The organism is Streptomyces sp. SP18BB07 (assembly GCF_036322545.1).
Lineage (GTDB): Bacteria > Actinomycetota > Actinomycetes > Streptomycetales > Streptomycetaceae > Streptomyces > Streptomyces deccanensis.
On the sequence record NZ_JAQYWT010000337.1, the window covers coordinates 79,993 to 104,700 of the forward strand.

Annotated in this window: 20 protein-coding genes; 5 read left to right on the forward strand and 15 right to left on the reverse strand. The window is 72.2% G+C overall.

Annotation, left to right across the window (positions count from 1 at the left end; genetic code table 11):
* Positions 1-39: 39 nt before the first annotated feature.
* Complete coding sequence (locus PUR53_RS27495; protein ID WP_329895818.1) at positions 40-1,533, reverse strand: DEAD/DEAH box helicase; 1,494 nt, start codon at positions 1,531-1,533, stop codon at positions 40-42.
* 341 nt (positions 1,534-1,874) lie between these two features.
* A complete protein-coding gene (locus tag PUR53_RS27500; protein WP_023586116.1) occupies positions 1,875-2,078 on the reverse strand; it encodes a cold-shock protein in 204 nt (67 codons plus the stop codon).
* A gap of 630 nt (positions 2,079-2,708) precedes the next feature.
* Between PUR53_RS27500 and PUR53_RS27505 the strand changes: the two genes are divergently transcribed.
* Entirely contained in the window at positions 2,709-3,575 is an 867-nt protein-coding gene (locus PUR53_RS27505) for a zinc-binding dehydrogenase (protein ID WP_329895819.1), read from the forward strand.
* The gene (locus tag PUR53_RS27510; RefSeq protein WP_329909989.1) at positions 3,572-5,140 is read left to right on the forward strand and encodes an MFS transporter; all 1,569 of its coding nucleotides are present in this window, start codon (positions 3,572-3,574) and stop codon (positions 5,138-5,140) included. The genes PUR53_RS27505 and PUR53_RS27510 overlap by 4 nt, the downstream gene beginning before the upstream one ends.
* 87 nt (positions 5,141-5,227) lie before the next feature.
* Here PUR53_RS27510 and PUR53_RS27515 read toward each other — a convergent pair whose 3' ends face one another.
* The 5 genes from PUR53_RS27515 to PUR53_RS27535 form a co-directional block, all read right to left on the reverse strand.
* On the reverse strand, positions 5,228-6,880 hold the full coding sequence (locus PUR53_RS27515; protein WP_329909991.1) for an SWIM zinc finger family protein: 1,653 nt from the start codon (positions 6,878-6,880) through the stop codon (positions 5,228-5,230).
* A gap of 797 nt (positions 6,881-7,677) precedes the next feature.
* Positions 7,678-10,629: an SNF2-related protein gene (locus tag PUR53_RS27520; protein WP_443080368.1), complete on the reverse strand. Its 2,952-nt coding sequence runs from the start codon at positions 10,627-10,629 to the stop codon at positions 7,678-7,680.
* Between the two features lie 219 nt (positions 10,630-10,848).
* Positions 10,849-11,430, reverse strand: coding sequence for a sugar kinase (locus PUR53_RS27525; protein ID WP_329895823.1), 582 nt, complete (start codon positions 11,428-11,430; stop codon positions 10,849-10,851).
* A complete protein-coding gene (locus PUR53_RS27530) occupies positions 11,427-12,572 on the reverse strand; it encodes an ROK family glucokinase (protein ID WP_152172533.1) in 1,146 nt (381 codons plus the stop codon). Before PUR53_RS27530 ends, PUR53_RS27525 begins: the two co-directional genes overlap by 4 nt.
* A 152-nt stretch (positions 12,573-12,724) precedes the next feature.
* On the reverse strand, positions 12,725-13,462 hold the full coding sequence (locus tag PUR53_RS27535) for a GntR family transcriptional regulator (RefSeq protein ID WP_329910026.1): 738 nt from the start codon (positions 13,460-13,462) through the stop codon (positions 12,725-12,727).
* A 129-nt stretch (positions 13,463-13,591) separates the two neighbouring features.
* Between PUR53_RS27535 and PUR53_RS27540 the strand changes: the two genes are divergently transcribed.
* Positions 13,592-14,602, forward strand: coding sequence for a Gfo/Idh/MocA family oxidoreductase (locus tag PUR53_RS27540; RefSeq protein WP_329895824.1), 1,011 nt, complete (start codon positions 13,592-13,594; stop codon positions 14,600-14,602).
* Positions 14,603-14,658: 56 nt separating this feature from the next.
* On the opposite strand, the gene PUR53_RS27545 is transcribed toward PUR53_RS27540, so the two are convergent.
* Together PUR53_RS27545 and PUR53_RS27550 are read right to left on the reverse strand one after the other, a co-directional pair.
* On the reverse strand, positions 14,659-15,849 hold the full coding sequence (locus tag PUR53_RS27545) for a cytochrome P450 family protein (RefSeq protein WP_329909997.1): 1,191 nt from the start codon (positions 15,847-15,849) through the stop codon (positions 14,659-14,661).
* A gap of 35 nt (positions 15,850-15,884) precedes the next feature.
* A complete protein-coding gene (locus PUR53_RS27550) occupies positions 15,885-16,559 on the reverse strand; it encodes a response regulator transcription factor (protein ID WP_329895826.1) in 675 nt (224 codons plus the stop codon).
* A 124-nt stretch (positions 16,560-16,683) separates the two neighbouring features.
* Between PUR53_RS27550 and PUR53_RS27555 the strand changes: the two genes are divergently transcribed.
* Positions 16,684-17,712, forward strand: a complete 1,029-nt coding sequence (locus PUR53_RS27555) for an aldo/keto reductase (protein ID WP_329909999.1) — start codon at positions 16,684-16,686, stop codon at positions 17,710-17,712.
* A 28-nt stretch (positions 17,713-17,740) separates the two neighbouring features.
* Here PUR53_RS27555 and PUR53_RS27560 read toward each other — a convergent pair whose 3' ends face one another.
* Complete coding sequence (locus tag PUR53_RS27560; RefSeq protein WP_329910001.1) at positions 17,741-18,586, reverse strand: hypothetical protein; 846 nt, start codon at positions 18,584-18,586, stop codon at positions 17,741-17,743.
* 292 nt (positions 18,587-18,878) lie between these two features.
* Positions 18,879-20,132 (reverse strand): sensor histidine kinase, encoded by a 1,254-nt coding sequence (locus PUR53_RS27565; RefSeq protein WP_329895829.1) that lies wholly within the window; start codon positions 20,130-20,132, stop codon positions 18,879-18,881.
* A gap of 179 nt (positions 20,133-20,311) precedes the next feature.
* Between PUR53_RS27565 and PUR53_RS27570 the strand changes: the two genes are divergently transcribed.
* Complete coding sequence (locus tag PUR53_RS27570; protein ID WP_329895830.1) at positions 20,312-20,515, forward strand: hypothetical protein; 204 nt, start codon at positions 20,312-20,314, stop codon at positions 20,513-20,515.
* 108 nt (positions 20,516-20,623) lie between these two features.
* On the opposite strand, the gene PUR53_RS27575 is transcribed toward PUR53_RS27570, so the two are convergent.
* From PUR53_RS27575 to allB, 4 genes are all read right to left on the reverse strand, one after another.
* A complete protein-coding gene (locus PUR53_RS27575; RefSeq protein ID WP_045556480.1) occupies positions 20,624-21,010 on the reverse strand; it encodes a ribonuclease domain-containing protein in 387 nt (128 codons plus the stop codon).
* A 151-nt stretch (positions 21,011-21,161) separates the two neighbouring features.
* Complete coding sequence (locus PUR53_RS27580) at positions 21,162-21,788, reverse strand: dihydrofolate reductase family protein (protein WP_329895831.1); 627 nt, start codon at positions 21,786-21,788, stop codon at positions 21,162-21,164.
* Between the two features lie 197 nt (positions 21,789-21,985).
* A complete protein-coding gene (alc, locus tag PUR53_RS27585; RefSeq protein WP_329910002.1) occupies positions 21,986-23,116 on the reverse strand; it encodes an allantoicase in 1,131 nt (376 codons plus the stop codon).
* Positions 23,117-23,168: 52 nt separating this feature from the next.
* Entirely contained in the window at positions 23,169-24,506 is a 1,338-nt protein-coding gene (gene allB / locus PUR53_RS27590) for an allantoinase AllB (RefSeq protein ID WP_329895833.1), read from the reverse strand.
* Positions 24,507-24,708 lie beyond the last annotated feature (202 nt).

Sequence of the window (24,708 nt, forward strand, 5' to 3'; positions counted from 1 at the left end):
CTCCTGCAGAGATGGGCCAGATTCCTGATCACGAAGGGCCTAGGCCACCGCGCCGACGACAGACTGGCGCACAGGCGCGCGCCGGGTCCCCGAGGCGCGGCTGCGTCGCCCTCGGGAGGTGGCGCTGCGCTTGGGGCGTTCGACCACCGGTGCGGTGATGACGACCGGGATGCCGGACGGGGCCTGGGCTCCGGTGATGCGGTTCAGGGCCTCGTCGCCCGAGCGGATCTGAGTGGTCTGCGGTCGGATCCCGGCGTCCGACATCAGGCGGACCATGCCTCGACGCTGGTTCGGTGTGACGAGGGTGACGACGCTGCCGGACTCGCCGGCCCGCGCGGTTCGGCCCCCGCGGTGGAGGTAGTCCTTGTGGTCGGTCGGCGGATCGACGTTGACGACGAGGTCGAGGTTGTCGACGTGGATGCCGCGCGCCGCGACATTGGTCGCGACCAGTACGGTGACGTGCCCCGTCTTGAACTGCGCCAGGGTGCGGGTACGTTGCGGCTGCGACTTGCCGCCGTGCAGCGCGGCGGCCCGTACCCCGCTGTTGAGCAGGTCCTGGGTCAGTCGGTCGACGGCGTGCTTGGTGTCCAGGAACATGATCACGCGGCCGTCGCGGGCGGCGATCTCGGTCGTGGTGGCGTGCTTGTCGGCGCCGTGGACGTGCAGGACGTGGTGCTCCATCGTGGTGACCGCACCGGCCGAGGGGTCGACCGAATGCACGACGGGGTCGGTCAGATAGCGGCGCACCAGCAGGTCGACGTTACGGTCCAGGGTGGCGGAGAACAGCATCCGCTGCCCCTCCGGACGCACCTGGTCGAGCAGCGCGGTGACCTGGGGCATGAAGCCCATGTCGGCCATCTGGTCGGCCTCGTCCAGCACGGTGATGCCGACGTGGTTCAGCCGGCAGGCGCCACGGTCGATGAGGTCCTTGAGTCGACCCGGGGTCGCGACGACGACTTCGGCCCCGCCGCGCAGCGCGCCGGCCTGCTTGCCGATGGACATCCCGCCCACCACCGTGGCCAGCCTCAGCTTGACGGAGCGGGCGTACGGAGTGAGCGCGCCGGTCACCTGCTGCGCCAGCTCACGCGTCGGTACGAGGATCAGCCCCAGCGGCTGACGGGGCTCGGCACGCTGTCCAGCGGTGCGGGCGAGCAGGGCGAGGCCGAAGGCGAGGGTCTTGCCGGAACCGGTGCGCCCACGGCCCAGGACGTCACGGCCCGCCAAGGAGTTCGGCAGCGTCGCTCCCTGGATCGGGAACGGTGCGGTCACACCCTGCTTGCCGAGTTCGGTCAGCAGTTGTTCAGGCATGGCGAGATCGGCGAAGCCCTCGACGGCGGGCAGCGCGGGGGTGATCGTTTTGGGAAGCGCGAACTCACCCTGCACCACGGCGGGCCTACGGCCGTACCCGCCGGAGCGGGCCGACCCGCCCGAACGGCGCGGTGCCTGCGAGCCGAAGCGGCTGCCACCCCTTCCGGCGTCGGCACTGCCATTACGGGCGCGGGCGGGGCGGTCGTTCGTGTAGGCGCGGTTCATGCGGAGCCTTCCTCGATGTGGCACATATCAAGGAATTCACGCGCCGATGAGCAGCATAGAGAATTACGAGTATGGACCGGCGGCAAATGAAAGTAGATCTGGCCGGGAGATATATCCGGGAGCGCAGATGCTCGAATTAGTCACGCGATGGGGACTTGAGATCCGAGCGTCGGCTGCTGTGCAGCTCTCCAGGATGCTCCTGCATCCTGGAGGAGCAGCTGCGCGCGGTGGAACTGTGGATCTCCACGTCGTCCCGCGGGTGAAACCGCTGCGGGAGATGCGTGCAGCTGGGGCCCGCACCCCGAAGGATGCGGGCCCCAGCTACGGATTGTGCGTGAGCGTCAGGCGGGAACGATGTTCTCGGCCGTCGGGCCCTTCTGGCCCTGCGCGATGTCGAAGGTGACCTTCTGACCTTCGAGCAGCTCACGGAAGCCCTGCGCGGCAATGTTCGAGTAGTGGGCGAACACGTCCGCGCCGCCACCGTCCTGCTCGATGAAGCCGAAGCCCTTTTCCGCGTTGAACCACTTCACGGTACCAGCAGCCATGTCATATCTCCTTTGGGGCAGTACATCGGAATCCGCACCGTACGGACACCGTGTCGCCGCGATGATTGCCCCGCCCGGAAAATGACCGGATTTACAAAAGTGCTCCCGACCCACAGAAGCCGGGCCGAGGGCACTTGAAGTTTTGGGAACCACAACTGCAACTGAGATCGACAGTAGCACGCCGGAACGGTCTGCGGGCGTTACCTAATTCCACTCCGCCCATTGCAGCAAAAACTCTTCCTGCATGATCCGTCAAACTCTCACCTCGCGGGAACAGATATTGCTTCACTCGGGTGCGATGTTTCGAAAGAGCGGTGTCGTCAGCGGCACCCCGGACCGCCGGGGCAGAAAGCACCTACGCGGCTGCCCGCAAGGTCGCCTTCAGGAGGCGTCCCCAGCAGTTCGCCCCGGCGTGTCGGCGCTCCATCACGGCTCCCCCGCCGACCGCCCGAGGGCCTGCGTCAGCGGTGGGTTGTCTCTCCGAGGGGACGCCACCGAACGCGAGCGACTGGCCTGGCACTGACGAGCTCGCGCCTGGTCGGCGGTGCTGTGCTGAACCAGCGATCACCGCAGCGGTCTCGACGGAGTCGTGCTTGCGACCCCCCGCTGGACAGCTACCGCATCCCGTCGGTGCTTCGCCGTATCACTGGCGGTTCCGACAACGGCCCCTTCGGCAAGCCGCCGTTGCCCCGGGTGCCCGGCAACGGCGTGGGCGGCCGTGTCGTCGCCGTCGGTCCCGATGTGGACCCCGCCCTGACCGGCACGGTCGTGGTGACCACCACCGGCGGAGAGGGCGGGTACGCCGAACTCGCCCTGGCACGGGCCGAGGAGACGGTGGCCGTCCCCGCGGGCGTGGACCTCAAGGACGCGGTCGCACTGCTGGCCGACGGCCGCACGGCGCTGCTGCTGTTCAAGCAGGCGGAGATCAAACCGGGTGAGCGCGTCCTGGTCGAGGCGGCCGCCGGGGGTGTGGGCAGTCTTCTCGTCCAGCTGGCGGCGGCCGCGGGCGCGCGAGTGATCGGTGCGGCCCGCGGCGCCCACAAGGCCGAACTGATCACCTCGCTGGGCGGTGTCTTCGTGGACTACTCCGAGCCCGACTGGCTCCAGCTGGTCCGGCACGTGGCCGACGGCGCGCTCGATGTCGTGTTCGACGGTGTCGGTGGGGCGATCGGCACCGACGCCGCCGGAGCGCTGGGCCCGGGCGGCCGGATCAGCGTGTACGGCATGGCCAGCGGCGCGGACGCCGACCTGGATGCGCGGCAGTTGGACGAGCGGTCGATCCGTGTGCTCGGACTGTTCTCGGCGCCGAGCCCGGCCGAGGCCCACGTCCTGATCGGAGAGGCGCTGCAGCTCGCAGCGGACAGAAAACTGCGGCCGATCGTGGGCCAGACCTACCCGCTCTCCGAGGCCGCCGCGGCCCACGCGGCGATCGAGAACCGCTTCACCGTCGGCAAGACGCTGCTCGTTCCCGGCGGACGGAACGGCGGTACCCGATGAGTTCCCGGGCTCCCGAGCCACCGGAGCGGGCCGGCGCCCGTGAGTGGATCGCCCTCGCCGTGCTGAGTGTTCCGGCCGTTCTGGTCATGATGAACATGTCGGTGCTGTACCTGGCGCTGCCGACCCTCAGCAGGGATCTGGATCCCAGCGCGAGCCAACTGCTGTGGATCACCGACATCTACGGGTTCATGGTCGCGGGCGCCCTGATCACCATGGGCACCTTGGGCGACCGGCTCGGGCACCGGCGGGTCCTGCTGACGGGTGCCGTGGCCTTCACCGCCGCCTCGGTGTTCGCCGCCTACTCCACCAGCGCCGGCATGCTCATCGCCGCCCGCGCCGTGCAGGGCGTGGCCGCCGCCGCGCTGGCGCCGTCCTCGCTCTCGGTCATTCGGAACATGTTCCGGGATCCGGGACAGCGCTCGCTCGCCATCACGATCTGGATGATGAGCTTCATGGGCGGCGGGGCGCTCGGCCCCCTCGTCGGCGGGACACTGCTCCACTTCTTCTGGTGGGGGGCGGTCTTCCTGGTCGCCGTGCCGACCATGGCACTGCTGCTCGCCACGGGCCCGTTCCTCATGCCCGAGTTCCGCTCCGGTGACTCCGGTCGGCTGGACCTGATCAGTGTGACGATGTCCCTGTTGACCCCGCTCGCGATCGTGTACGGGATCAAGAGCCTGGCCGTCGACGGTTTCGGGGTGTCCTCTCTGGGCTTCATCGCCGTCGGACTGGTGATCGGCGCGGCGTTCGTGCGCCGCCAGCGACGGCTCGCCTCGCCGCTGCTCGATCTGGGCCTCTTCCGCATCCCCTCCTTCGCGGTCTCGGCCGGAGGCATGGTGGTGGTCGGCGTGCTGCTCTTCGGCACAAGCCTGCTCACCTCCCAGTACCTCCAACTGGTGCTGGATCTGAGCCCCTTGGAAGCGGGGCTGTGGCAGCTGCCCAGCGCGGTGAGCGGGACCGTCGTGGCGCTGTGGGTGTCCGGTCTGGCCGCCCGGTTCCATCCGGCGGTGCTCATGAGCGCGGGAGCGGCCTTCGCCGTCCTCGGGCCGGTCATGCTCACCCAGGTGGACCGGAGTCCAGGTGTCCTGGTGGCCGGGTCGGTCCTGCTGTTCGCCGGTCTGACGCCGTTCATGGCCCTGGGTACCGGTTTGGTCGTGGGGGCCGCGCCGCCGGAGCGCGCCGGGGCCGCGTCGGCCATATCCGAGACGGGCCGGGAGCTCGGCGGCGCACTGGGCATCGCGATCCTGGGTAGTGTCGCCACCGCCGTCTACGGCGGGTACATGACCGACCACATGCCCAAGGGGATACCGTCCGACCTCGCCGGATCCGCCCACGAGACGCTCGCGGGTGCGCTGGAGGCCGCGCAGCGGCTGCCCGGCACGCAGGGGGCCACGCTGACCGAGACCGCACGTGACGCGTTCACCCACAGCATCCACGTGCACGGTTTCATCCTGATCCCGCTCCTCGTGGCCCTGGCGCTCCTGACGCTGACGCTCCGCCGCCGCCACCAGCCGGAGGAGGCTGTCCGCACCGATCAGGCAGCGGCCCCCGCCCCGGTCACTGGCTGAAAGGAACGACTCCTCATGCGCGTCGAGGCCGGAAGGCGACGGTGTTCTCGGCGGGGGTGCCTGCCGTCACAGGGCGGGGCGGCCCTGTCAGTCGTCCGGGGTGCCCAGGCCGGTCAGGGCGCCTACCGGGTCGAGGTCCGGGGTGCCTCTCGGCCACCAGTCGTCGTGGCCCGGTTCGGACTCGTACGCGTACCAGAGGCCGTCGCGGCCGAGGCGGAGCTGGAGGTGGCCGTGGGGGTGGGTGAGGTGGTTGCGCCAGGGGCGGAAGGCCGGGAGGTCCGCGGCCAGCAGCAGGGGGCGGGCGCGGTCGAAGCGGCCGGCCGGCGGGTCCCAGGGCTCCTCCAGGACGGCCAGCCCTTCGAGACCGCCCTGCCGCCAGGCGGCGACCGCGCGGGCCAGGTCGGCAGGGGTACGACCGGTGGCGGCGGCCAGCGAGGAGTAGAGGGCGCGGGTGGTGGCGGTGAGACCGGAGCCGGGGCGGGCGGCGGCGAGCCGTACCGCGTCCTGCCACAGCGTCAGTTCGGCCACCGGGTCGCGTCCCGTGGTGAGCAGCGCGTGTGCGCGGGCCGCCGCGTCGGTCGCCAGTTGGTCCAACGCGAACGGGTCGGGGCCGCCGGGCGCGCCCGGGTAGACCGGCGGCTGTTCCGGGTGCGGGGGCGGGGGTGGCGGGGCGGGCAACGGCGGGAGGGTGCGCGGGGCGAGGGCGTCACGGGCCCGCACACCCGGAAGCGGCGCGGGTTCCTGCTCCTGCGCGGCGCGCGCCGCACGGGCCGCGTTCCGCCGTGACAACGCGTCGAGCAACTCCCGCTCGCCCCGGCCCCGCAGCAGCAACAGCACGAACGGGTCCTCGTCCAGCAGCCGCGCCGTCTGGTAGCAGAGCGCCGCCGCATGCTTGCAGGGGTGCCCGAAGTCGGGGCAACTGCATCGGGGGTCGAGCTCCCCGGCGCCGGGGAGGAGACGCAGGCCCCGGTCAGGTGCGGGTCCGGGTCCGGCTCCGGGTTCGGCCAGGCCGGGGGGTAGTTCCTTGTCCAGCAGCGCGGCGATGTGGGCCGGTTGTTCCGCCGCCGCGTCCAGGAAGCGGTCCCATTCGGTGTCGTCCAGCGTCCGCAGGCGGAGCTGCACCCGGTACGGTCGGGGCCTGCTGCCGTGCACGTACGCCAGCACCAGCCCCGGCGTCACGGTGATCGCGTCGACGTGCCCCTTGTCGGCGTACGCCCGCCCGCGCGCCAGCCGGGCCGCGTCCAACGCGCCCTCCTCCAGCGCCGCCACCCACGCGTTGCCCCACCAGCTCGCCGCGAACGCCTCGCCGGCGGAGGCGCGCGGCGGGAACGGGCGGAAGGTGCGCCGCAGTTCGCCGTCCCGCGAGGGCGCGGCCATGGTCTGGGGGACACGCGGGGCGGCCTGGGGGACGTCCGCCCCGTCGCCGGACGCTCCTCCCGTGGTCACCCCGTCGCTCGCCCACGTGGCCGCTCCGTCCGTGGCTCTCGCAGCTCCCGTGACGCCCCCGTCCGTCGTGGCGTCGGCCGCGAGTCCGGACGTGGTCGTCCGTGCCGGTTCGCCCTCCGTCACGCCAGGTCGGTGATGCGGTGCCCAGGCCACGACCCCCGCCGCGCCCGTCGTCTCCGCGCCGCCCGCCTCCTGGACGTCGTCGGCGGGCATCTTGAAGGCGTCGGCGAGCAGTTCCCGCACAGCGCGGGCGCGATCGGCAGCTACGCGGTCTCGGCGGGGTGCTCCGGGCATCCGGCCCACCGAAGAGGCTCCCGGGTCACGCCCCGCGCGGTCCCGCGCCGCAGCCCCGTCGCCGATCCCACCCCGCGCCTCCCGCAGGCCATCGGGCGGACCGACGGTCGGCCGTGAGCCCCGGCCGCTCCCCCGGCCCACTTGCTCGGCGGAAGCCTCCTCCGCCGCCAGGCGGGCGCGCTCGGCCGCGCCCCGTGCGGCCCTCAGGGCCTCCCGGGCGATGTCACCGGGACGGGCACCGGGCGCGCGCCTCTCACTCGTCCCACGCGGGTCACTTGTCTCACGCCGATCACGTGTCCCACGCTGGTCACGTGTCCCACGCTGGTCACTCGTCTCCTGCCGGTCGTTCCCCTCCCGGCGGTCGCTCGCCCGCTGTCTCCCACTCGTCTCCCGGTCCGCGCTCTGCTCCCGCTTCGCCCCCTCCGCCTGCTCCTCGCTCTCGTCGCCCGGCGCGGTACCGCCCTCTTCGGCTCGCGCTTCCGCAGGTGTCCGTTTCGCCGAGTTCTCGCCAGGTCCCGCAACTCGGCGCCCTGAGTCAGGAGTTGGCGTCCTGGACTCCGACGCCCTCCGCAGCGCCTCCCGGGCCGCGTCCCCCGGGCGCGCACCCCCGGCCTCCCCGGTCGGCCGACGCTTCACCGCACCGGCGCCGGTGCCGGGCCCGGTTTCCGGAAGCACACGTCCTTCCACGTCCGCCCCCGGATCCCGCGCGGCGCGCAACGCGCGGCGGGCGGCGTCGGCGGGGCGGGCGCCCTCCGTACCCTCGGGTGTCCCCTCCGCCCCGCTCACGTCTGCCCCGCTCACGACGACCTCCGCAATGACACCAGGTCCGTCAGCTCCCGGTCGGTCAGCTCCGTGAGAGCCGCCTCGCCCGAGCCGAGGATGGCGTCGGAGAGTGCGCGCTTGGATTCCAGCATCTCGGCGATGCGGTCCTCGATGGTGCCCTCGGTGATGAGGCGGTGGACCTGGACGGGCTGGGTCTGGCCGATGCGGTAGGCGCGGTCGGTGGCCTGCTCCTCCACGGCCGGGTTCCACCAGCGGTCGAAGTGGACGACATGGCCCGCGCGGGTGAGGTTGAGGCCGGTGCCCGCCGCTTTCAGGGACAGGACGAGGACCGGTGTCGCCCCGCTCTGGAAACGGTCCACCATGTGTTCGCGGTCCTTGACCGGCGTACCGCCGTGGAGCAGTTCGACCGGGACCGCGCGGGCGGCGAGGTGGGCGGTGATCAGCCGGGCCATGCCGACGTACTGGGTGAAGACCAGCGCCGAGCCGTCCTCGGCGAGCAGCGTGTCCAACAGCTCGTCCAGCAGGGCCAGTTTGCCGGAGCGGGCGGCGAAGCGGTCGCCGGTGGCGGCGCCGGGCTCCTCCTTCAGATACAGCGCCGGATGGTCGCAGATCTGCTTCAGGGCCCCCAGGAGCTTCAGGACGAGGCCCCGGCGGGCGATGCCCTCCGCCGTCTCGATGGCGAGCATCGACTCGCGGACGACGGCCTCGTACAGGGCGGCCTGTTCGCGGGTGAGGGGGACGGGGTGGTCCGTCTCGGTCTTCGGCGGGAGCTCGGGCACGATGCCCGGGTCCGACTTCTTGCGGCGCAGGAGGAAGGGCCGGACCAGACGGGCGAGACGGGTGACCGCCTCCTGGTCCTCGCCGTTCTCCACGGCGCGGGCGTGCCGGGCCCGGAAGGACTTGAGCGGGCCGAGGAGTCCCGGGGTCGTCCAGTCGAGGAGGGCCCAGAGCTCGGAGAGGTTGTTCTCGACCGGGGTGCCGGTGAGCGCCACGCGCGCGGGCGTCGGGATCGTGCGCAGGGCCTTAGCCGTCGCCGAGTAGGGGTTCTTGACGTGCTGGGCCTCGTCGGCGACGACCATGCCCCAGTGCTGGTCGACCAGGTGCGGGGCGGCCGAGCGCATGGTGCCGTAGGTGGTGAGGACGAAACCGCCGCCGAGGGCGTCCAGGGAGCGGTCGGTGCCGTGGAAGCGGCGGACGGGGACGCCGGGGGCGAAGCGGGTGATCTCCCGCTGCCAGTTGCCCAGCAGCGAGGCGGGGCAGACGACCAACGTGGGTTCGGGACGGGCCCGGCGCAGATGCAGGGCGATGACGGTGATCGTCTTGCCGAGCCCCATGTCGTCGGCGAGGCAGCCGCCGAGACCGAGGGAGGTCATGAGGTCCAGCCAGGCCAGGCCCCGGAGTTGGTAGTCGCGGAGGGTGGCCGCGAGGCCCGGCGGCGGTTCGACCGGGCCGACGCCGGCCGTCAGACGGTCGCGGAGAGCCGCCAGTGCCCCGACCGGCACCGCCTCCACCACCTCGCCGTCGACCTCCGCCTGGCCGGTGAGGGCCACGGACAGGGCGTCCACCGGGTCGAGGAGGCCCAGTTCGCGTTTGCGGGCCTTGCGGACGAGGGCCGGGTCGACGAGGACCCACTGGTCGCGGAGGCGGACGATCGGGCGGTGGGCCTCGGCGAGGATGTCCATCTCGGATTCGGTGAGCGGGTCGCCGCCGAGCGCCAACTGCCAGCGGAACCGCAGCAGTTCCTCGCTCTCGAAGAAGCCGGTGCCGTCCGTGGCGGAGCCGGGCGCGGGGCGCACCTCGGCGCGGGCGCTGAGGTCGTGGGCCAGGTCCCGGGGCCAGTGCACCGCGACGCCCGCCGCGCCGAGCCTGGTCGCGGCGACGCCCAGCAGGTCCGACAGTTCGTCCTCGGAGAGGGCGAGGACATCGGGGACGTCCTGTTCGCCAAGACGGTCCAGGGGCGGCCAGACTCGGGCGGCACGGCGGACGGCGAGGGCGGCGTCCACGCGGGCCCGGGGCCCGAAGGCCGCGTCCGCGTCGCCCGCCCACAGGGCCGCCGCGTCGACGACGAGGGTGGGGTCGGCGAGGCTGTGCACCTGGACGACGGCCGCGCCCGCCCGCGGGGCCCGTTCGGCGTCGTCGAAGAGGTCGTACGCCGAGAGGTCCAGGCGCAGGGAGATACGTACGCCCGCGTCCATGCCGGCGGCGACCTCGGCGGCCCAGTCGCGCGCGTGCGGCAGGCGCTGTCCGGTGTGCGCCGCGAAGGGTTTCCCGGAGACGTACGGCGCGGCCGGGCCGCGCGGGAGCGTGTCGGCGACCGCGTCCAGGAAGGACCGCATCAGGGCCTCCGGCTCGGGCAGCCGGAGCGGTCCCTTGCCGGGCAGTGGCACGGCGTGGCCCTCGTACGGCAGGGCCGCGGCGACGGCCCTGAGGTGGGCGACGTCGTCCGGGTCCAGGGGGCCCGCCCGCCACGCGTCGTACCCCTCGGCGGTCAGTCCGGGCAGCAGCCGCCCTCGGGCGACCAGCCGCAGCGCGTGCAGCGCGGCCGCGCCCCAGCAGGCCGTGGCGGGGTGGGCGGCGGGGTCGCGGCGGGCGCGGGTGAGCAGGGGAAGAGCCTCGCCGACCGGCAGGGACAGGGCGGGGACGGTGCCCCTGCGGGCGCCCGAGCCGTGGGGTCGTACGACGATGAGGTCCTCGGCGGCACCCGGTGGCGGCTCACCGCCCGCCGGGTCCCAGAACGCGAACCTGCTGTGCCGGGGCAGCGGGGCGGGGAGGAAGACAGCGGCCAGCCGGACGGGGACGGACTGCCCCGCAGCCACGGACGCCCCCGGAGATACGGACGCGCGCGGGTGTACGGAAGCCCCCGCAGGCACGGACGCGCGCGGGGACAGAGACGTCCCGGCAGGTGCGGACGTCCCGGCAGGTGCGGACGTCCCCTCTGGCGCGGGTGTATGCCCGGTCGCGGGCATACGCGCGGCCGCGGCCGTGTCGGCCTCGGGGACAGCCATGTCCCGCATGCGTCCGGTCACCTCCCGCCCCTCGTCGGATGAGCCGTCTCCGGTCCGGCTCCGATCAGCCGCCTTCGACTCGATCAGCTGCCTCCGACTCTACGGGCGGGGTCTGACAATGGGCCGCGGCGAGCGGGCGGGGAGCCCGCCCGCTGCGGTTTCCGAGCAGGTCCGAGCAGGTCAGGGCACGGTTCGCGACACCACGTACACCATCGGATGGTCCGGGTTGGACCGGTTCACGACGATGTCGTGGGTGGGCGCGGGGTTCTTCTGGTCGTTGACGAGGCCGTACCAGGGACCGGTGCCGGCGAAGTCCCAGCCGACGATGCCCCGGTCGCGGGCGTTGATCGCGGCCTTGTCCTCGACCAGGTCACCGGTGCCGGCGCCGATCTGGTTGAGGAAGCTCTCCAGGCCCTCGTTGCTCGTATAGAACTGCACGTAGAGGCGGCTGGTCTTCCAGTTGTTCGTCTCGTAGTACGCGACGTGCTTGGAGTACGGCGGGATCGGCACCTGGTAGAGGCGCTGCTGGACCCGGGAGGGCCAGTGGGCGGTGAGGCCGGTCGCCGAGTACTTCTTCTCCTTGTCCTTGCCGCTGTCGCGGCTCTGGTTGGCGGAGATCACCAGATAGCCGGCCGGTACGCCGATGAGCACCACGATGATCGCCAGGGTGAGGGCCCGGCGGCGGATCTTGTGGCGGCGGCCCTCGGCGGGCCGTTCCGGTTCCTCCGGAGAGGAGCCCTGGTGGGGCACCGAGCCGCTCACGCGGAGTCCTGGGTGGTGCGACGGGCCTCCACGTACCGCGCGTAGCGCTCGTACCGCTCGACTCTGCGCCGGTTGGCGCGACGGAAGCGGCGGGCGACGAGTCGGGCGAGGTCGGCGGCGCCCACCATGCCGGCCTCGGGCCCGAGCTGGGCGCGGGCGATCCGGGCCTCGGGGCGGTAGCCGCGGCCGGTGAGATGACGGCGGAAGGCGTCCCGGGCCGGGCCGATCAGCAGGTCGTCGGCGGCGGAGACACCGCCGCCGATGACGAAGCAGGACGGGTCGAGGGCGGCGGCCAGGTTGGCGATACCGACGCCGAGCCACTGGCCGATGTCCTGGAGCAGCTCGATGCACATGGCGTCGCCCTCGCGGGCCAGCTCGGTGATCATCGGGCCGGTGATGTCGCCGATGTTCCCCTTGACGTGCTCGATGATCCCGTACGCCACCGGGGAGTCGGCCGCCGCGAGTTCGCGGGCCTCTCTGACCAGGGCGTTCCCGGAGCTGTACTGCTCCCAGCAGCCGCGGTTGCCGCACGGGCAGCGGTGGCCGCCGGGCACGACCTGCATATGGCCGAACTCGCCCGCGACGCCGAACTTGCCGCGCTTGACCTGCCCGTCCTCCAGGATCGCGCCGCCGATGCCGGTACCGAGCGTGATCATGACCAGGTGGTCCTCGTCGCGGCCGGCGCCGAAACGCCACTCGGCCCAGGCGGCGGCGTTGGCGTCGTTGTCGACCAGGACCGGCACGGCCAGGCGGCCGGCGAGGCGGTCACGCAGGGGTTCGTTGCGCCAGGACAGGTGGGGGGCGAACAGCACGCGGTTGCGGTCCGCGTCCACCCAGCCGGCGGCGCCGATGCCGACGGCGTGCACATCGTGCCGGTCCGAGAGGTCCAGGACCAGTTCCGTGATGGTGTCCTCGACGACCTGGGGGCTCTTCGACTTGTCCGGGGTCTCCGTGCGGAGCTTCTCCAGGATGTTGCCGTCGGCGTCCACGACGCCCGCCATCACCTTCGTGCCGCCGATGTCGATGCCGACGGTGGGGACGCGGGGTGCCGTCAGGTGGGAGCGGCGCTCGCGCGTTCCCACGGTCCGCAGGACGGTGGCCCGCGCGGAGCCGCGGTGGGTGAAGTCGCGGTAAGTGCTCATCGGGCCGATTCTGCCTTAGCGCTCCGCTTGGTGCGGCGTGGGGGCGGGGGGTGCCATGGGTTGTTTTTCGGGTGCGGGGCCGGTGGCGGTTTCTCGCGCAGTTCCCCGCGCCCCTGTGAAAGCAGGGGCTGCGCCCCGTGCTTTCACAGCTCCTACGTCCTCACCAGCAGTTGGAAGTCGAACGAATAGCGGGAGGCCCGGTAGATGTGGGTGCCGTATTCGACGGCTCGGCCCGTGTCGTCGAACGTCGTGCGCTGCATGGTGAGCAAGGGCGCGTTCTCCGGTTCTCCGAGGCGGTCGGCCTCGTCCGGGGTCGCCGATCTCGCGCCGATGGTCTGGCGGGCGCTGTGGAGGGTGATGCCGGCGGTGCGCATGAGGCGGTAGAGACCGGTGGCCTCCAGCTGGGGGGAATCGAGGTCGAGGAGGTCGGTGGGGAGGTAGTTGCAGAGGTAGGCCATGGGTTCGCCGTGGGCCAGACGGAGTCGCTCGATGCGGTGGACTTCGCTGCCCTCGGCGACGGCCAGGGCGGCGGCGACCTCGGCGGAGGCCGTGACGGTGGTGTTGACCAGGACGCGGGTGGCCGGGCGCTGGCCCGCGGCCTCCAGGTCGTCGTAGAGGCTGCTCAGTTCCAGGGGGCGTTTGACCTGGCTGTGGACGACCTGGGTGCCCACGCCTCGGCGGCGTACCAGCAGGCCCTTGTCGACCAGGGACTGGATGGCCTGGCGGACGGTCGGGCGGGACAGGCCGAGGCGTGCGGCCAGCTCGATCTCGTTGCCCAGCAGACTGCCGGGGGTCAACTCGCCGTGCTCGATCGCGGCCTCCAGCTGCTGGGACAGCTGGAAGTAGAGCGGGACCGGGCTGCTGCGGTCGACGCTGAGCTGGAGCGACACGGTCGGATCCACTTCTGGTTTCGGCACGGGCCGAGCGTAGCCCCGGTGCTGGTTGACGGGAAGTTGCGTAGTTCGGTTGTCCGGACAAACCATTGACAGAGCGGCAGGTACGACCCCACTTTGTTTCCCATGCGCATCGGACTCATCGGGGCGGGTCGCATCGGGACGTTTCACGCGACCACCCTCAGCCGCCACCGTGATGTCGGCTCTCTGATCATCACTGACGTCGATACGGCTCGGGCCCATGACCTCGCGGATCGCCTCGGCGAGACGGTGGCGCCGGGCGTGGACGAGATCTTCACCTGGGGGGTGGACGCCGTGGTGATAACGGCCGCGACGTCGGCCCACGGCGAACTGATCGGTCGGGCAGCACGCTCGGGACTGCCGGTCTTCTGCGAGAAACCCATCGCCGTGGACCTGCCGGGCACCTTAAGCGCGCTGGCCGAGGTCGACGCGGCTGGGACGGTGCTGCAGATGGGATTCCAGCGGCGTTTCGACTCGGGCTATGTCACGGCGCGCGAGGCGGTGCGGGCGGGCCGGCTCGGTCGGCTGCACACCGTACGGGCGCTGACGGCCGACCAGACGCCGCCGCCTCCGGAGTATCTGCCGGTGTCCGGCGGGATCTACCGGGACACCCTGATCCATGACTTCGACATCGTGCGGTGGGTGACGGGGCGCGAGGTCGCCACGGTCTACGCGACCGGGTCGGATGTCGGGCACCCGATGTTCCGGGAGGCGCACGACCTCGACACGGCCGCCGCCGTGCTGACGCTAGAGGACGGCACGCTCGTCACGGCCACGGCGGCGCGGGTGAACGGGGCCGGGTACGACGTGCGGCTGGAGCTGGCCGGGGAGCTGGACACGGTGGTGGTCGGGCTGGACGACCGTACGCCGGTCGCGTCCACGGAGCCGAGCGGGCCGCCGCCGGCGGACAAGCCGTGGACCGGGTTCCTGGAGCGGTTCGCCGCCGCGTACGAGGCCGAGATCGCCGCGTTCGTGGAAGTGGTGCGCGGTGAGCGGGCGAACCCGTGCGACGGGCGTGAGGCACTGCAGGCCCTGCGGGTGGCCGAGGCGTGCGAGCTGTCCCGGCGGGAGCACCGTCCGGTCAACCTGGGCGAGATCCCTGGCGGCCGGGAGTAGGCACACGGCCGGGGGTGCGTCGTCGGGTGCGGGTCCGGCGGGGGCGAGCAAACGCCTCACCACCGCAGCGGCAGACTCCGCACCCCCCGTATCAGCATCCCCGGCAGCCACTCCCCCGGCGGACCGTCCGACGCGAGGTCCGGACACCGCCGCAGCAGGGCCCGAAGCGCGACCCCGGCCTCCAGCCGCGCCAGAGCCGCACCCAGACAGAAGTGGATGCCATGCCCGAACGCGAGGTGCCCCCGAGTGTCACGGTGGATGTCGAAGCGGTCGGGACCGGCGTACCGGGCGCCGTCACGGTCGGCGGCGGCCAGCCCGATCAGCACCGAATCCCCCGCCGGGACGACAGTCCCGCCTATCTCCAACGGCTCGGCGGCGAAACGGAACGTCGCGTTCTCCACCGGCCCCTCGTAGCGCAGGGTCTCCTCCACGACCGCGTCCACGAGGCTCAGGTCGGCCCGTACCTCGGCGAGTTGCCCGGGGTGGGCGAGGAGCGCGTGGACGGCGCCGGTGATGAGGTTCACCGTGGTCTCGTGGCCGGCGATCAGGAGGATGAAGGCCATGCCGCGCAGCTCGCCGGGTGACAGGCGGTCCCCGTCCTCGTCGGTCGTCCGGATCAGCGCGCTCAGCAGATCGTCGGCGGGCGGCGAGCATCGCTTGTCCTCGACCAACTCCTCCAGGTACGCGGCGAGTTGGACGAAGGCCGCGTACTCGCTCTCCCCGCTGGTGGGTGCCACCGCCTCCGTGGACAGCTTGCGGAAGGCCGCCCGGTCCATCTCGGGCACGCCGAGCAGTTCGCAGATGACGGTGAGGGGCAGCGGGTACGCGAACGACTCGACCAGGTCGGCGCGGCCCCGCGGCACCATCTCGTCCAGCAGGGCGTCGGTGATCTCCTGGATCCTCGGCCGCAGCCGCTCGACCCGGCGTCCGGTGAACTCCCGGGCGATCAGTCCGCGCAGCCGGGTGTGCTGGGGCGGGTCGGCGACCAGCAGATACTTGCCGATCAGCTCCTCGTCGAGGAAGGTCACCCCGATCTTCGAGCCGTCCTTCGACAGTCGGGGGTCGGCGAGCGCCGCCCGGGCCTCCTCGTACCCGACGACCAGCCAGACCTCGTGGTGCGCGTCGGGCTCGGGGAGCCTGACCCGGTGGACGGGGCCGCGCGCCCGCAGTTCGGCGTAGACGGGATGGGGGTTCTCGGTGAACCCCGGTCCGTACTCCGCGAGATCGATCACGTGCTGATGTCCCATGGCTCCCCCTCGACCCGTCCAACGCCCGTGGTCGCTCAGGAGTGCCCGTCGTCCTCCAGCAGCCCCGCGTCGTAGGTCAACAGGGCGATCTGCACACGGTTGTTGAGGTCGAGTTTGGCGAGGACGCGGGAGACGTGGGTCTTGACGGTGGCGACGCTCAGGAAGAGTTCGGCGGCGATCTCCGCGTTGGAGGCGCCACGGCCGACGGCGACGGCGACCTCCCGTTCCCGGTCGTTGAGGGCGGCGACCCGGGAACGGGCGGTGGTGCGGCGGGTGTCGGGGGCGCCGCCCGCGGCGTGGGCCATGAGCTGGCGGGTGACGGCGGGCGAGAGCACGGGCTCGCCGGCCGCGACCCGCCGTACCGCGTCGACGATCTCGGCGGGCGCGGTGTCCTTGAGGACGAACCCGGCGGCGCCGGCCCGTAGGGCGCGCAGGACCTGGTCGTCGGCGTGGAAGGTGGTGAGGACGACGACCTCGGGCGCGTCCGGGCGGGCGCGCAGCCGCTCGGTGGCCGAGAGACCGTCGACGGTCGGCATCCGGATGTCCATGAGGACGACATCGGGGCGCGTACGGTCGACGAGGGCCTCCACTTCGTGGCCGTCGGCGCCCTCGCCGACGATCTCGATGTCGTCGGCGCCGCCCAGCATGAGCGAGAGGCCGGTACGCACGAGGGGGTCGTCGTCGACGAGGAGCAGTCGGATCGCGGTCATCGGCCCACCGTTCGGATGTCGGTCATGGAGCACTACCGTAGGGCGCTTCGCCCCGACCGCCGCGTCGGCGCGTTCGGACCCGTTACTGTCGGCCGGTACGGCATTCAACTGACGGAGGTTTTGGGTGCGTTACCGACTCCTGGGCCGGTCGGGGCTGCGGGTCTCCGAGCTGTTCCTGGGCGCCATGACGTTCGGGGAGCAGGGCGGGGTGGGGGCGCCTCCGCAGGAGTGCGCGCGGATCCTCGACGTGTACGCGGAGGCCGGCGGCAATGTGATCGACACGGCGGTCAACTACCGGGGCGGGGAGAGCGAGCGGATCGTCGGCGAGCTGCTCAAGGGCCGGCGCGACCGGTTCGTGCTGTCCACCAAGTACACCGTCTCCCGTGACGGCACCGACCCCAACGCCGCGGGCAACCACCGCAAGAACCTCGCGCTCTCCCTGGAGACGAGCCTGCGGCGCCTCGGGACGGACTACATCGACCTCTACTGGGTGCACATCTGGGACCGCAACACCCCGGTCGAGGAGACGATGCGCGCCCTCGACGACGCCGTACGGTCCGGGAAGGTGCTGTACGTCGGCATCTCGGACGCCCCGGCATGGGTGGTGGCGCGCGCCAACACCCTTGCCGAATGGCGGGGTTGGTCCCCGCTGTCGGCGCTTCAGGTGCCGTACAGCCTGCTCAACCGGGACATCGAGCGGGAGCTGCTGCCGATGGCGGAGGCGTTCGGCATGTCGGTCGCGGCGTGGAGCCCGCTGCAGAACGGTGTGCTGTCCGGCAAGTACACCCGCCCGGGCGGGGTGACGCCGGGCACCGCGACCCGGCTGTCGGCCGAGGCGGTCGGCGCGCGCGAGCGCGCGGTGGCGGAGGCGGTGCAGGGCGCGGCGGACAAACTCGGCGCCACCCCGGCCCAGGTGGCCATCGCCTGGACGATGGCCCACTCCCCCGCCGTGCACCCCGTGCTGGGTGCCCGCCGCGTCGAACAGCTGATGGACAATCTGGGCGCCGCCCGGCTGGTCCTCCCGGAGGAGATCCTGGCCCGGCTGGAGGAGACCACCGACTTCCGCCTGGGCTTCCCCGGGGACTTCATCGACGAGGCGTCGGCGTGGGTGTACGGGTCGGTGGGGCAGCGCGTGGTGCCGCGCACGGCCTGACCGGGGCCAGGGCCGAGACGTCCGTCCGTCAGGCGCGCAGTCGTACGCCGTGGCGGACGCGCAGCCGGTGGATCTCCCACCACGCGACGGCCGTGACCGAGGCCGGGCCGCCGACGAGAGCGGCGAGCTGGACCAGGGGCGGACCCGGCGGCAGTCCGCCGACGGCCAGGTTGATGGCGGAGAACTCCCACACCAGGGCGCCGGTGAGCAGCGCGGGGAGCGCGGGGTGCACATCGGCGGTGTTGAAGGCGCTGCGGACGGCGGGTCCGGTGGCGAAGACGATGAAGAGCAGCACCCAGAGCAGCGGGACGAGGAGTGCGAGGGGCGCCCACAGGTTCATGTCCTGCTCCAGGCGGGTGCGCGCGTAGTAGATCGCCCCGCCGAGGAGCGGGACCGCCGTGAAGGCGCCGACGTACCACAGGGCGGATTTCCCGGCGGTGCGCAGCGGGGCGCGCATGGCCCGGCGCGCGCCGGGCGATGACCAGCGGAACAGGGCCGCGACGACCACGGGCGCGCTCAGGAGCAGCAGCCAGGGGCTGACGGTCAGCCGCATCATGAACTGCTGCTGCGCCTGGTCGACGTCCTCGGGCTTGCCGTACACGGCGAGGATCAGCAGTGACATGAGGGTGGCCGTCCAGGCGCGTCTGCGCTGCACCCGCGTCACGTCGTCGTCCGGGGCACGGTGACGGGAGCGGGAGGGAAAGATGCGCCGGGCGGGCCGGCGGGCCGAGCGGGCGAGTGGGTAGCCCACCAGCAGACCGACCACCACCGGCCACGCGCACATCGCCGCCAGCGCCCAGAGGCAGCCGTGCAGGCGGAGCCCCTTGAGGAACTCCCCGAGCGGCGGCCACTCGTCCTCCCGCAGCCGCCGCACGAGGGTGGGCGGCGGGCCGTAAGGGGGATACGGCGGACCATGCGGAGGATAGGGCGGGAGGTGCGGGTGAGGCGGCGGGTACGGGCCTCCGGCCGGTGGTGGCCAGGGTGGCTGGTATGGATCGCGTCCCCCGAAACTCACTCCGCTGTCCCCTCCACAGACGCACCGGGCGTTCCTCAACTGGCCATCATGGGGGACGAGATGGCGTGGCGCACCCCGATAAGGGTGTTCCGTGCGAAGGCGGTGCCCGGGGTGGTCGACAGGGTCCTGCGGTCGAAGGCGGTGCCCGGGGTCAGTCCCAGGGCAGCCAGGCCCGCACCGTGAAGCCGCCGCTCTCCTCGGGGCCGTGGTCCAGGCGACCCCCGGCCAGTGTGGCGCGTTCGGTGAGGCCGATGAGGCCCTGGCCGGAGCCGGGCACCGGCGGGACCTCTCCCGGGGGCGCGGGGTTGCGTACGAGGACGGTGAGTCCGTCGCCCGGGGCGCCCGTGACGGTGACGGTGACCTCGGCGCCGGGGGCGTGCTTGCGGGCGTTGGTCAGGCACTCCTGGACGATGCGGTAGGCGGTGCGGCCGACGGAGGTGGGGACGGCGGCGCGGTCGGTGACGTGCTGGTCGAGGACGACCTTGGTCCCGGCCTCACGGCACTCCGAGACGAGGGTGTCGAGGGCGGCCAGCGTCGGCTGGGGGCGCCCCGCGTCCTCGGGTTCGCCCGCGCGGAGCACCCCGATGATCTCCCGCAGGTCCTGCAGCGCCTCGTGGGCGCTCTCCCGGATGACGCCCGCCGCGCGGACGATCTCGGCCCGTGGCGCGTCGGGCCGGAACTCCAGCGCGCCCGCGTGCACGCTCAGCAGGGTCAAACGGTGTGCCAGGACGTCGTGCATCTCGCGCGCGATGGCCTCCCGGGCGAGCCGTTGCGCCTGTTCGGCCCGGAGTGCCGCCTCGGTCTCGGCACGTCGGGCGCGGTCCCGGAAGCTCAGCATGAGCTGCCGTTTGGAGCGCACGAACATGCCCCAGCCGACGATCGCGGCGGTGAGGAGCACGGCGGCGAAGACCGCCCACGGGTAGTCGACGTCGGGGTCGGGGCGCAGCCAGAAGAACAGCGGGGTCAGCAGGAGGGACACGCCGCCGATCCAGGCCACGTACCGGAAGGGCCGGTGCACGGTGAGGGTGAACAACGCGACCAGACCGGCGCCGCCCGCGGTGTTCGACACGAAACAGACCGGGACCATCGCCACGGCGAGGCCGACCGGCCGGCGTCTGCGCAGCCAGACGGCGCCGCAGGCGAGCGCGCCCAGCACCTGGTCGAACACGGCGAAGGCCTGCGGCAGGTCGGTCTCTTTCCTGACGGTGTCCGCGCCCAGGAGACCGATGAACACGGCCAGCAGGAAGCAGGTGAAGTCGACGGCCCAGTCCCGTGCGGTGCGCTTGGGCGGCCGGGCCGGGCGGCCGTCGCCGGGGGCGTCGTCGGAGTCGAGGAGGGCCGACGGCAACAGCCAGCTCCGCCCCGGGAAGGTCGGGGGCTCGGGTACCGGCTCGTCAGCACTCACGGTCGACAAATCTATGCACAGCCGGCCTCGGCCACCTCCCCTGCGGAGGTGATCGCGACCAAAGTCGTGGCGTCGTCGACCTTCGGCTGCCCGCCGCGCCACGGACCGGTACTCGTGGCGCGGGATCCTCGCCCCGCGGCCGATGAAGGTGGGGGGACCGCGGGGCGAGGATCCTGGACATGAAGCAGTTGTTGGAGTTTCTCGGGTTCATCGCCCTGCTGCAGGGCACCGGCGGCCTGGTGTACGAACTCACCGGCAAGCTGAGGTGGGGGGTGACTCAGCGGTGGAGCACCCTGGACGGGTACGAGATCTATGTGAGCATCGCGCTGATCGTCCTGGCGATCGCCCTGTTCGCAGCGGCGGAGAGCCGTAGGTCCGGGTGAGTGTCCGGGTGAGTGTCCTGGTGGCGTCCAGGTGACCGGCACCCGCCCGGCTGTCCGTCCGGTGGGGGGAGGACGGACGGCCGAGCGGGTGTGCCCGGCCTGACCTGGTCAGCAGTCGTAGTCGACCAGGTCGAAGGACGCGTAGTGGTCGGCGGTGTAGTAGTCCTCCTCGTTCTGCTGGCCGGTGACGATGCGGCGAGCGCCGCGGGTGGAGGAGCCCGGGGTCTTCACCGTGTACTCGTGGTAGTAGCCGGTGGACCGCGACGGCAGGATGCGCTCCCGGTTCTGGAAGACGCTGCCGTCCTGCGCGTACGGGTAGGGGCCGCCGCGCGCGATCAGGTTGAGCGTGGTGTACGCCTGCGACGGCAGGTCGCTGTAGCAGATGCTGCCGACCGCCGCGGCCGCCGGGGTGGCGGTGACGGTGCCGCCGACGAGGAGGGCGGACAGGAGGGCGGCCGCCGCTCCGATGCGTGATGCTCGTGGGGGGAATCTCATGGCCTCATGATGACGCGCGTAGACAGTGACATGTCAATGACAAGTTCCATGATTTTCCCGGCACGTCCGGTAAGTTTTCCGGGAGTTAACCGGAACCGACGGGGCTGCCCGAGGTCTTCACAGCGTCGACCGCGGGCAGGTCCGCCGCAGGTCAGGCGTTCTCCGGGAGCGCGTACGAGCCGTATGCGGGACGCCCCACCCGGTCGTAGCTCTGGATCGAGACGCCGGTGCTCGTGATGCTGCCTCCGGCGTGGCGGAACGCGGTCGGCAGGGCCCCCTCGGCGAACAGGCGGCGGCCGGTGCCGAGGACGACGGGGAACGTCAGCAGGTGCACGGTGTCGACCAGGTCGAGGGCGAGCAGCGACTGGGCGAGGTGCCCGCTGCCGTGGACCTGGACCTCGCCGTCGGTGGCCTCCTTGAGGGCGGTGACCTCCTTGGCGAGGTCACCGGAGAGCACGGTCGTGCCGGACCACTCCGGGTGGGTCACGGTGTGCGAAACCAGGTACTTCGGCAGGGAGTTGAGCTTCGCCGCGACCGGGTCGCCCGGGTCGGTGACCTTCGGCCAGTGGGCGGCGAAGATCTCGTACGTCCTGCGGCCCAGCAGGAAGGCGCCGACGCGGCCGAAGACACCGTCGATGAACCGTCCGAAGTCCTCGTCCCCGTACGGGACGCTCCAGCCGCCGTGCTCGAAACCGTCGCGGCGGTCCTCGTCGGGGCCGCCGGGGGCCTGGTGGACGCCGTCGAGGGTGACGAAGGAGGTGAGGGTGAGCTTGCCCATGGCGGTACCTGCTTTCGATGCGGGTCTCCTGTCATCAGGGCAGACCGCGCCGGGGGCCGCAACTCATCGGCGGACGGCACATCGGGGCAACGCATGAGGGACAACACGTCGAGACGGCGCATCGGGGCGACGCGGCGGTCCGGTCGGCGCCGTAGGGGCCCGGCGTGATGTTCTCCGCGCCCCCTCAAGGGCCCTGCCTAGCCGCCCAGTTCCTGGTGGCGGGTCGACAGGTGGGTGCTGCCCTGTTCCGTCAGGGAGCCGAAGAGGCGGAGGCGGGAGATGCCGCCGTCGGGGTAGATGTCGACGCGGGCGTGGGTGGCCCGGGCCGGGGCCGGGAGGACGAAGCGGTGGTTGGTGTCGGGCTGGAGGCGGGTGCGGGGGAGGATCTCCGTCCACTCACCGTCCTCTCCGTCCTTCACCGAGACCGTGGCCCAGCCGGCCGCGTTGCCCTTGAGGTAGGCCGTGTCGATCTCCAGGGCGCGGATCTCGGACTGGGCGGCGAGACGGTAGCGGATCCAGTCGTTGCCCCGGTCGCGGCGGCGCCGTGTCTCCCAGCACTCGTGCATCACCCGGGCGCGGCCGGGCTGGATGGTGTTGGTGGCGGGCGAGTAGAAGAGGTTGGAGGCGTCCTCGGCCCGGCCGCCGTTCTCCAGGGCGACCACGTCGAAGGTGCCGAGGGCGGCCAGCCAGGCCGGGTCCGGCACGACCTCGCCGTGCACCCGGAGGCGGGCGATCCCGCCGTCGGGGTGCTGGTTCAGCCGGAGGTGGGTGAAGCGCTGCTCGACGGAGACCGTGAAGCCGTTGGCGGCGTGACCGCCGACGGGGGTGCGCGGGACCAGGGTCGTCCACTTCACGTCGTCGGCGAGCAGTTCCTCCGGGGACGGGGAACCGGCCACGCAGGCGCCCTCGACGGACACCGCCTGCGGGTAGTTGCCGCGGAAGTGGGCCGTGTCGACGACGATCCCCCGGATCACCCCCGGCGCGCCGAGGCGGATCAACGCCCAGTCGTGGTCGTCGGCCGTCGGCCAGGGGTGCTCGACCGAGGCTCCCCGCCGGCGGCGCGTCTCCCAGCCGTCCATGACCTTGCCCTTGTGCCCGAAGTGCTCGGGGTCGAACTCGGCGCGCTCGGGCACCAGCAGGTTCTCCCGGTGGGCGAAGAACTCGTCGTTGGCGGCGATCACACCGGCGCCGAGCCTGCGGTCGGCGAGGTCGGCGTACTGGGTGAAGGGGAAGTCGGCGGTGCGGTAGTCCGCGTACGGGTCGCCGCCGACGTAGGGGTTCGCGTCGCCGGTGAAACCCGCGGGCGGGGTGTGGTGCTGCGCCGTCACGATGATCAGGTCTGCCTTTCGGTGGTCGTCCGCCGCGCGGGCGCGGGGTGGATCAGGGGGTGCGGGTGAGGAGTTGTCCCTTCGGTTCGGTGAACTCGCCGTCCGCGACGATGCGTTGGCCGCGCAGCCAGGTCGACCTGACCACGCCGTACAGGGTCTTCCCGGCGTACGCGGTGACGCGGTTGCGGTGCTGGAGGGCGGCCGGGTCGACGGTGAAGGTCTCGTCGGGGGCGAGGACGGCGAAGTCGGCGTCGCGGCCCGGCTCGATGGCCCCCTTCTGGTCCAGCCCGACGAGGGCGGCCGTGCGGGTGGACATCCAGCGGACCACGTCCTCCAGGCCGTGACCGCGCCTGCGAGCCTCCGTCCAGACCGCCGCGAGGCTCAGCTGCAGGCCGGAGATGCCGCCCCAGGCGGTGGCGAAGTCGTCGGTCTTGAGGTCGGCGGTCGACGGGGAGTGGTCGGTGACCACACAGTCGATCGTGCCGTCCGCGAGGGCCCCCCACAGGAGGTCCTGGTTGGCGGACTCCCGGATGGGCGGGCAGCACTTGAACTCGCTGGCCCCGTCCGGGACTTCCTCGGCGGTGAGAGTGAGGTAGTGCGGGCAGGTCTCCACGGTGATCCGTACGCCCTCCCGCTTGGCCTCGGCGATCAGCGGGAGCGCGTCGCTGGAGGAGAGGTGGAGCACGTGGACGCGTGCGTCGAGCCGCCGGGCCTGGGCGACGAGGGCCGCGATGGCAGTGTCCTCGGCGTCCCGGGGGCGGGAGGCGAGGAAGTCGGCGTACCGGGGGCCGCCCTGCTGCGGCGCCGCGTCGAGGTGGTGCGGGTCCTCGGCGTGCACGATCAGCAGTCCGCCGAAGCCCGCGATCTCGGCCAGGGAGCGGGCGAGCCCGTCCTGGTCGAGGTGCGGGAACTCGTCCACGCCGGACGGCGACAGGAACGCCTTGAAGCCGAAGACCCCGCTGTCGTGCAGCGGCCGCAGGTCCTTGACGTTGTCGGGCAGGGCGCCGCCCCAGAAGCCGACGTCGATGTGGGCCTTGTCGGCGGCGACCTCGCGCTTGATACGGAGGTGGTCGACGGTGGTGGTCGGCGGGAGGGAGTTGAGGGGCATGTCGACGAGGGTGGTGATGCCGCCGGCGGCCGCCGCGCGCGTGGCCGTCCAGAAGCCCTCCCAGTGGGTGCGCCCGGGGTCGTTCACGTGGACGTGGGTGTCGACGAGACCGGGCAGCAGGACGTCGTCGCCGAGGTCCTCCAGACGCGCGCCGGACGGCAGGTCGACGTCGTACGGGAGGACGGCCGTGATCCTGCCGTCGGCGACGGCGACCGCGGCGGGGCGCGATCCGTCGGGGGTGATGACGCGCGTCGAGCGCAACACCAGTTCAGCCTCGGACACCGGGACCCCTCTCGCCGTACCGCTCTTCACTTCCGAGCGCGGGTTTACTTCCACGTAACGGAATTCAACTTTCTGTTGAAGGAGTTTTCACCCCGCCCCCGCCCCCGTCAAGGGCACCCCTCCACTCTGCCTCCAGCGCACCCACACTGGATGTTTTCACAAGACGGAATTATAATTCCACTGAGCAGAAATTAATGACGTA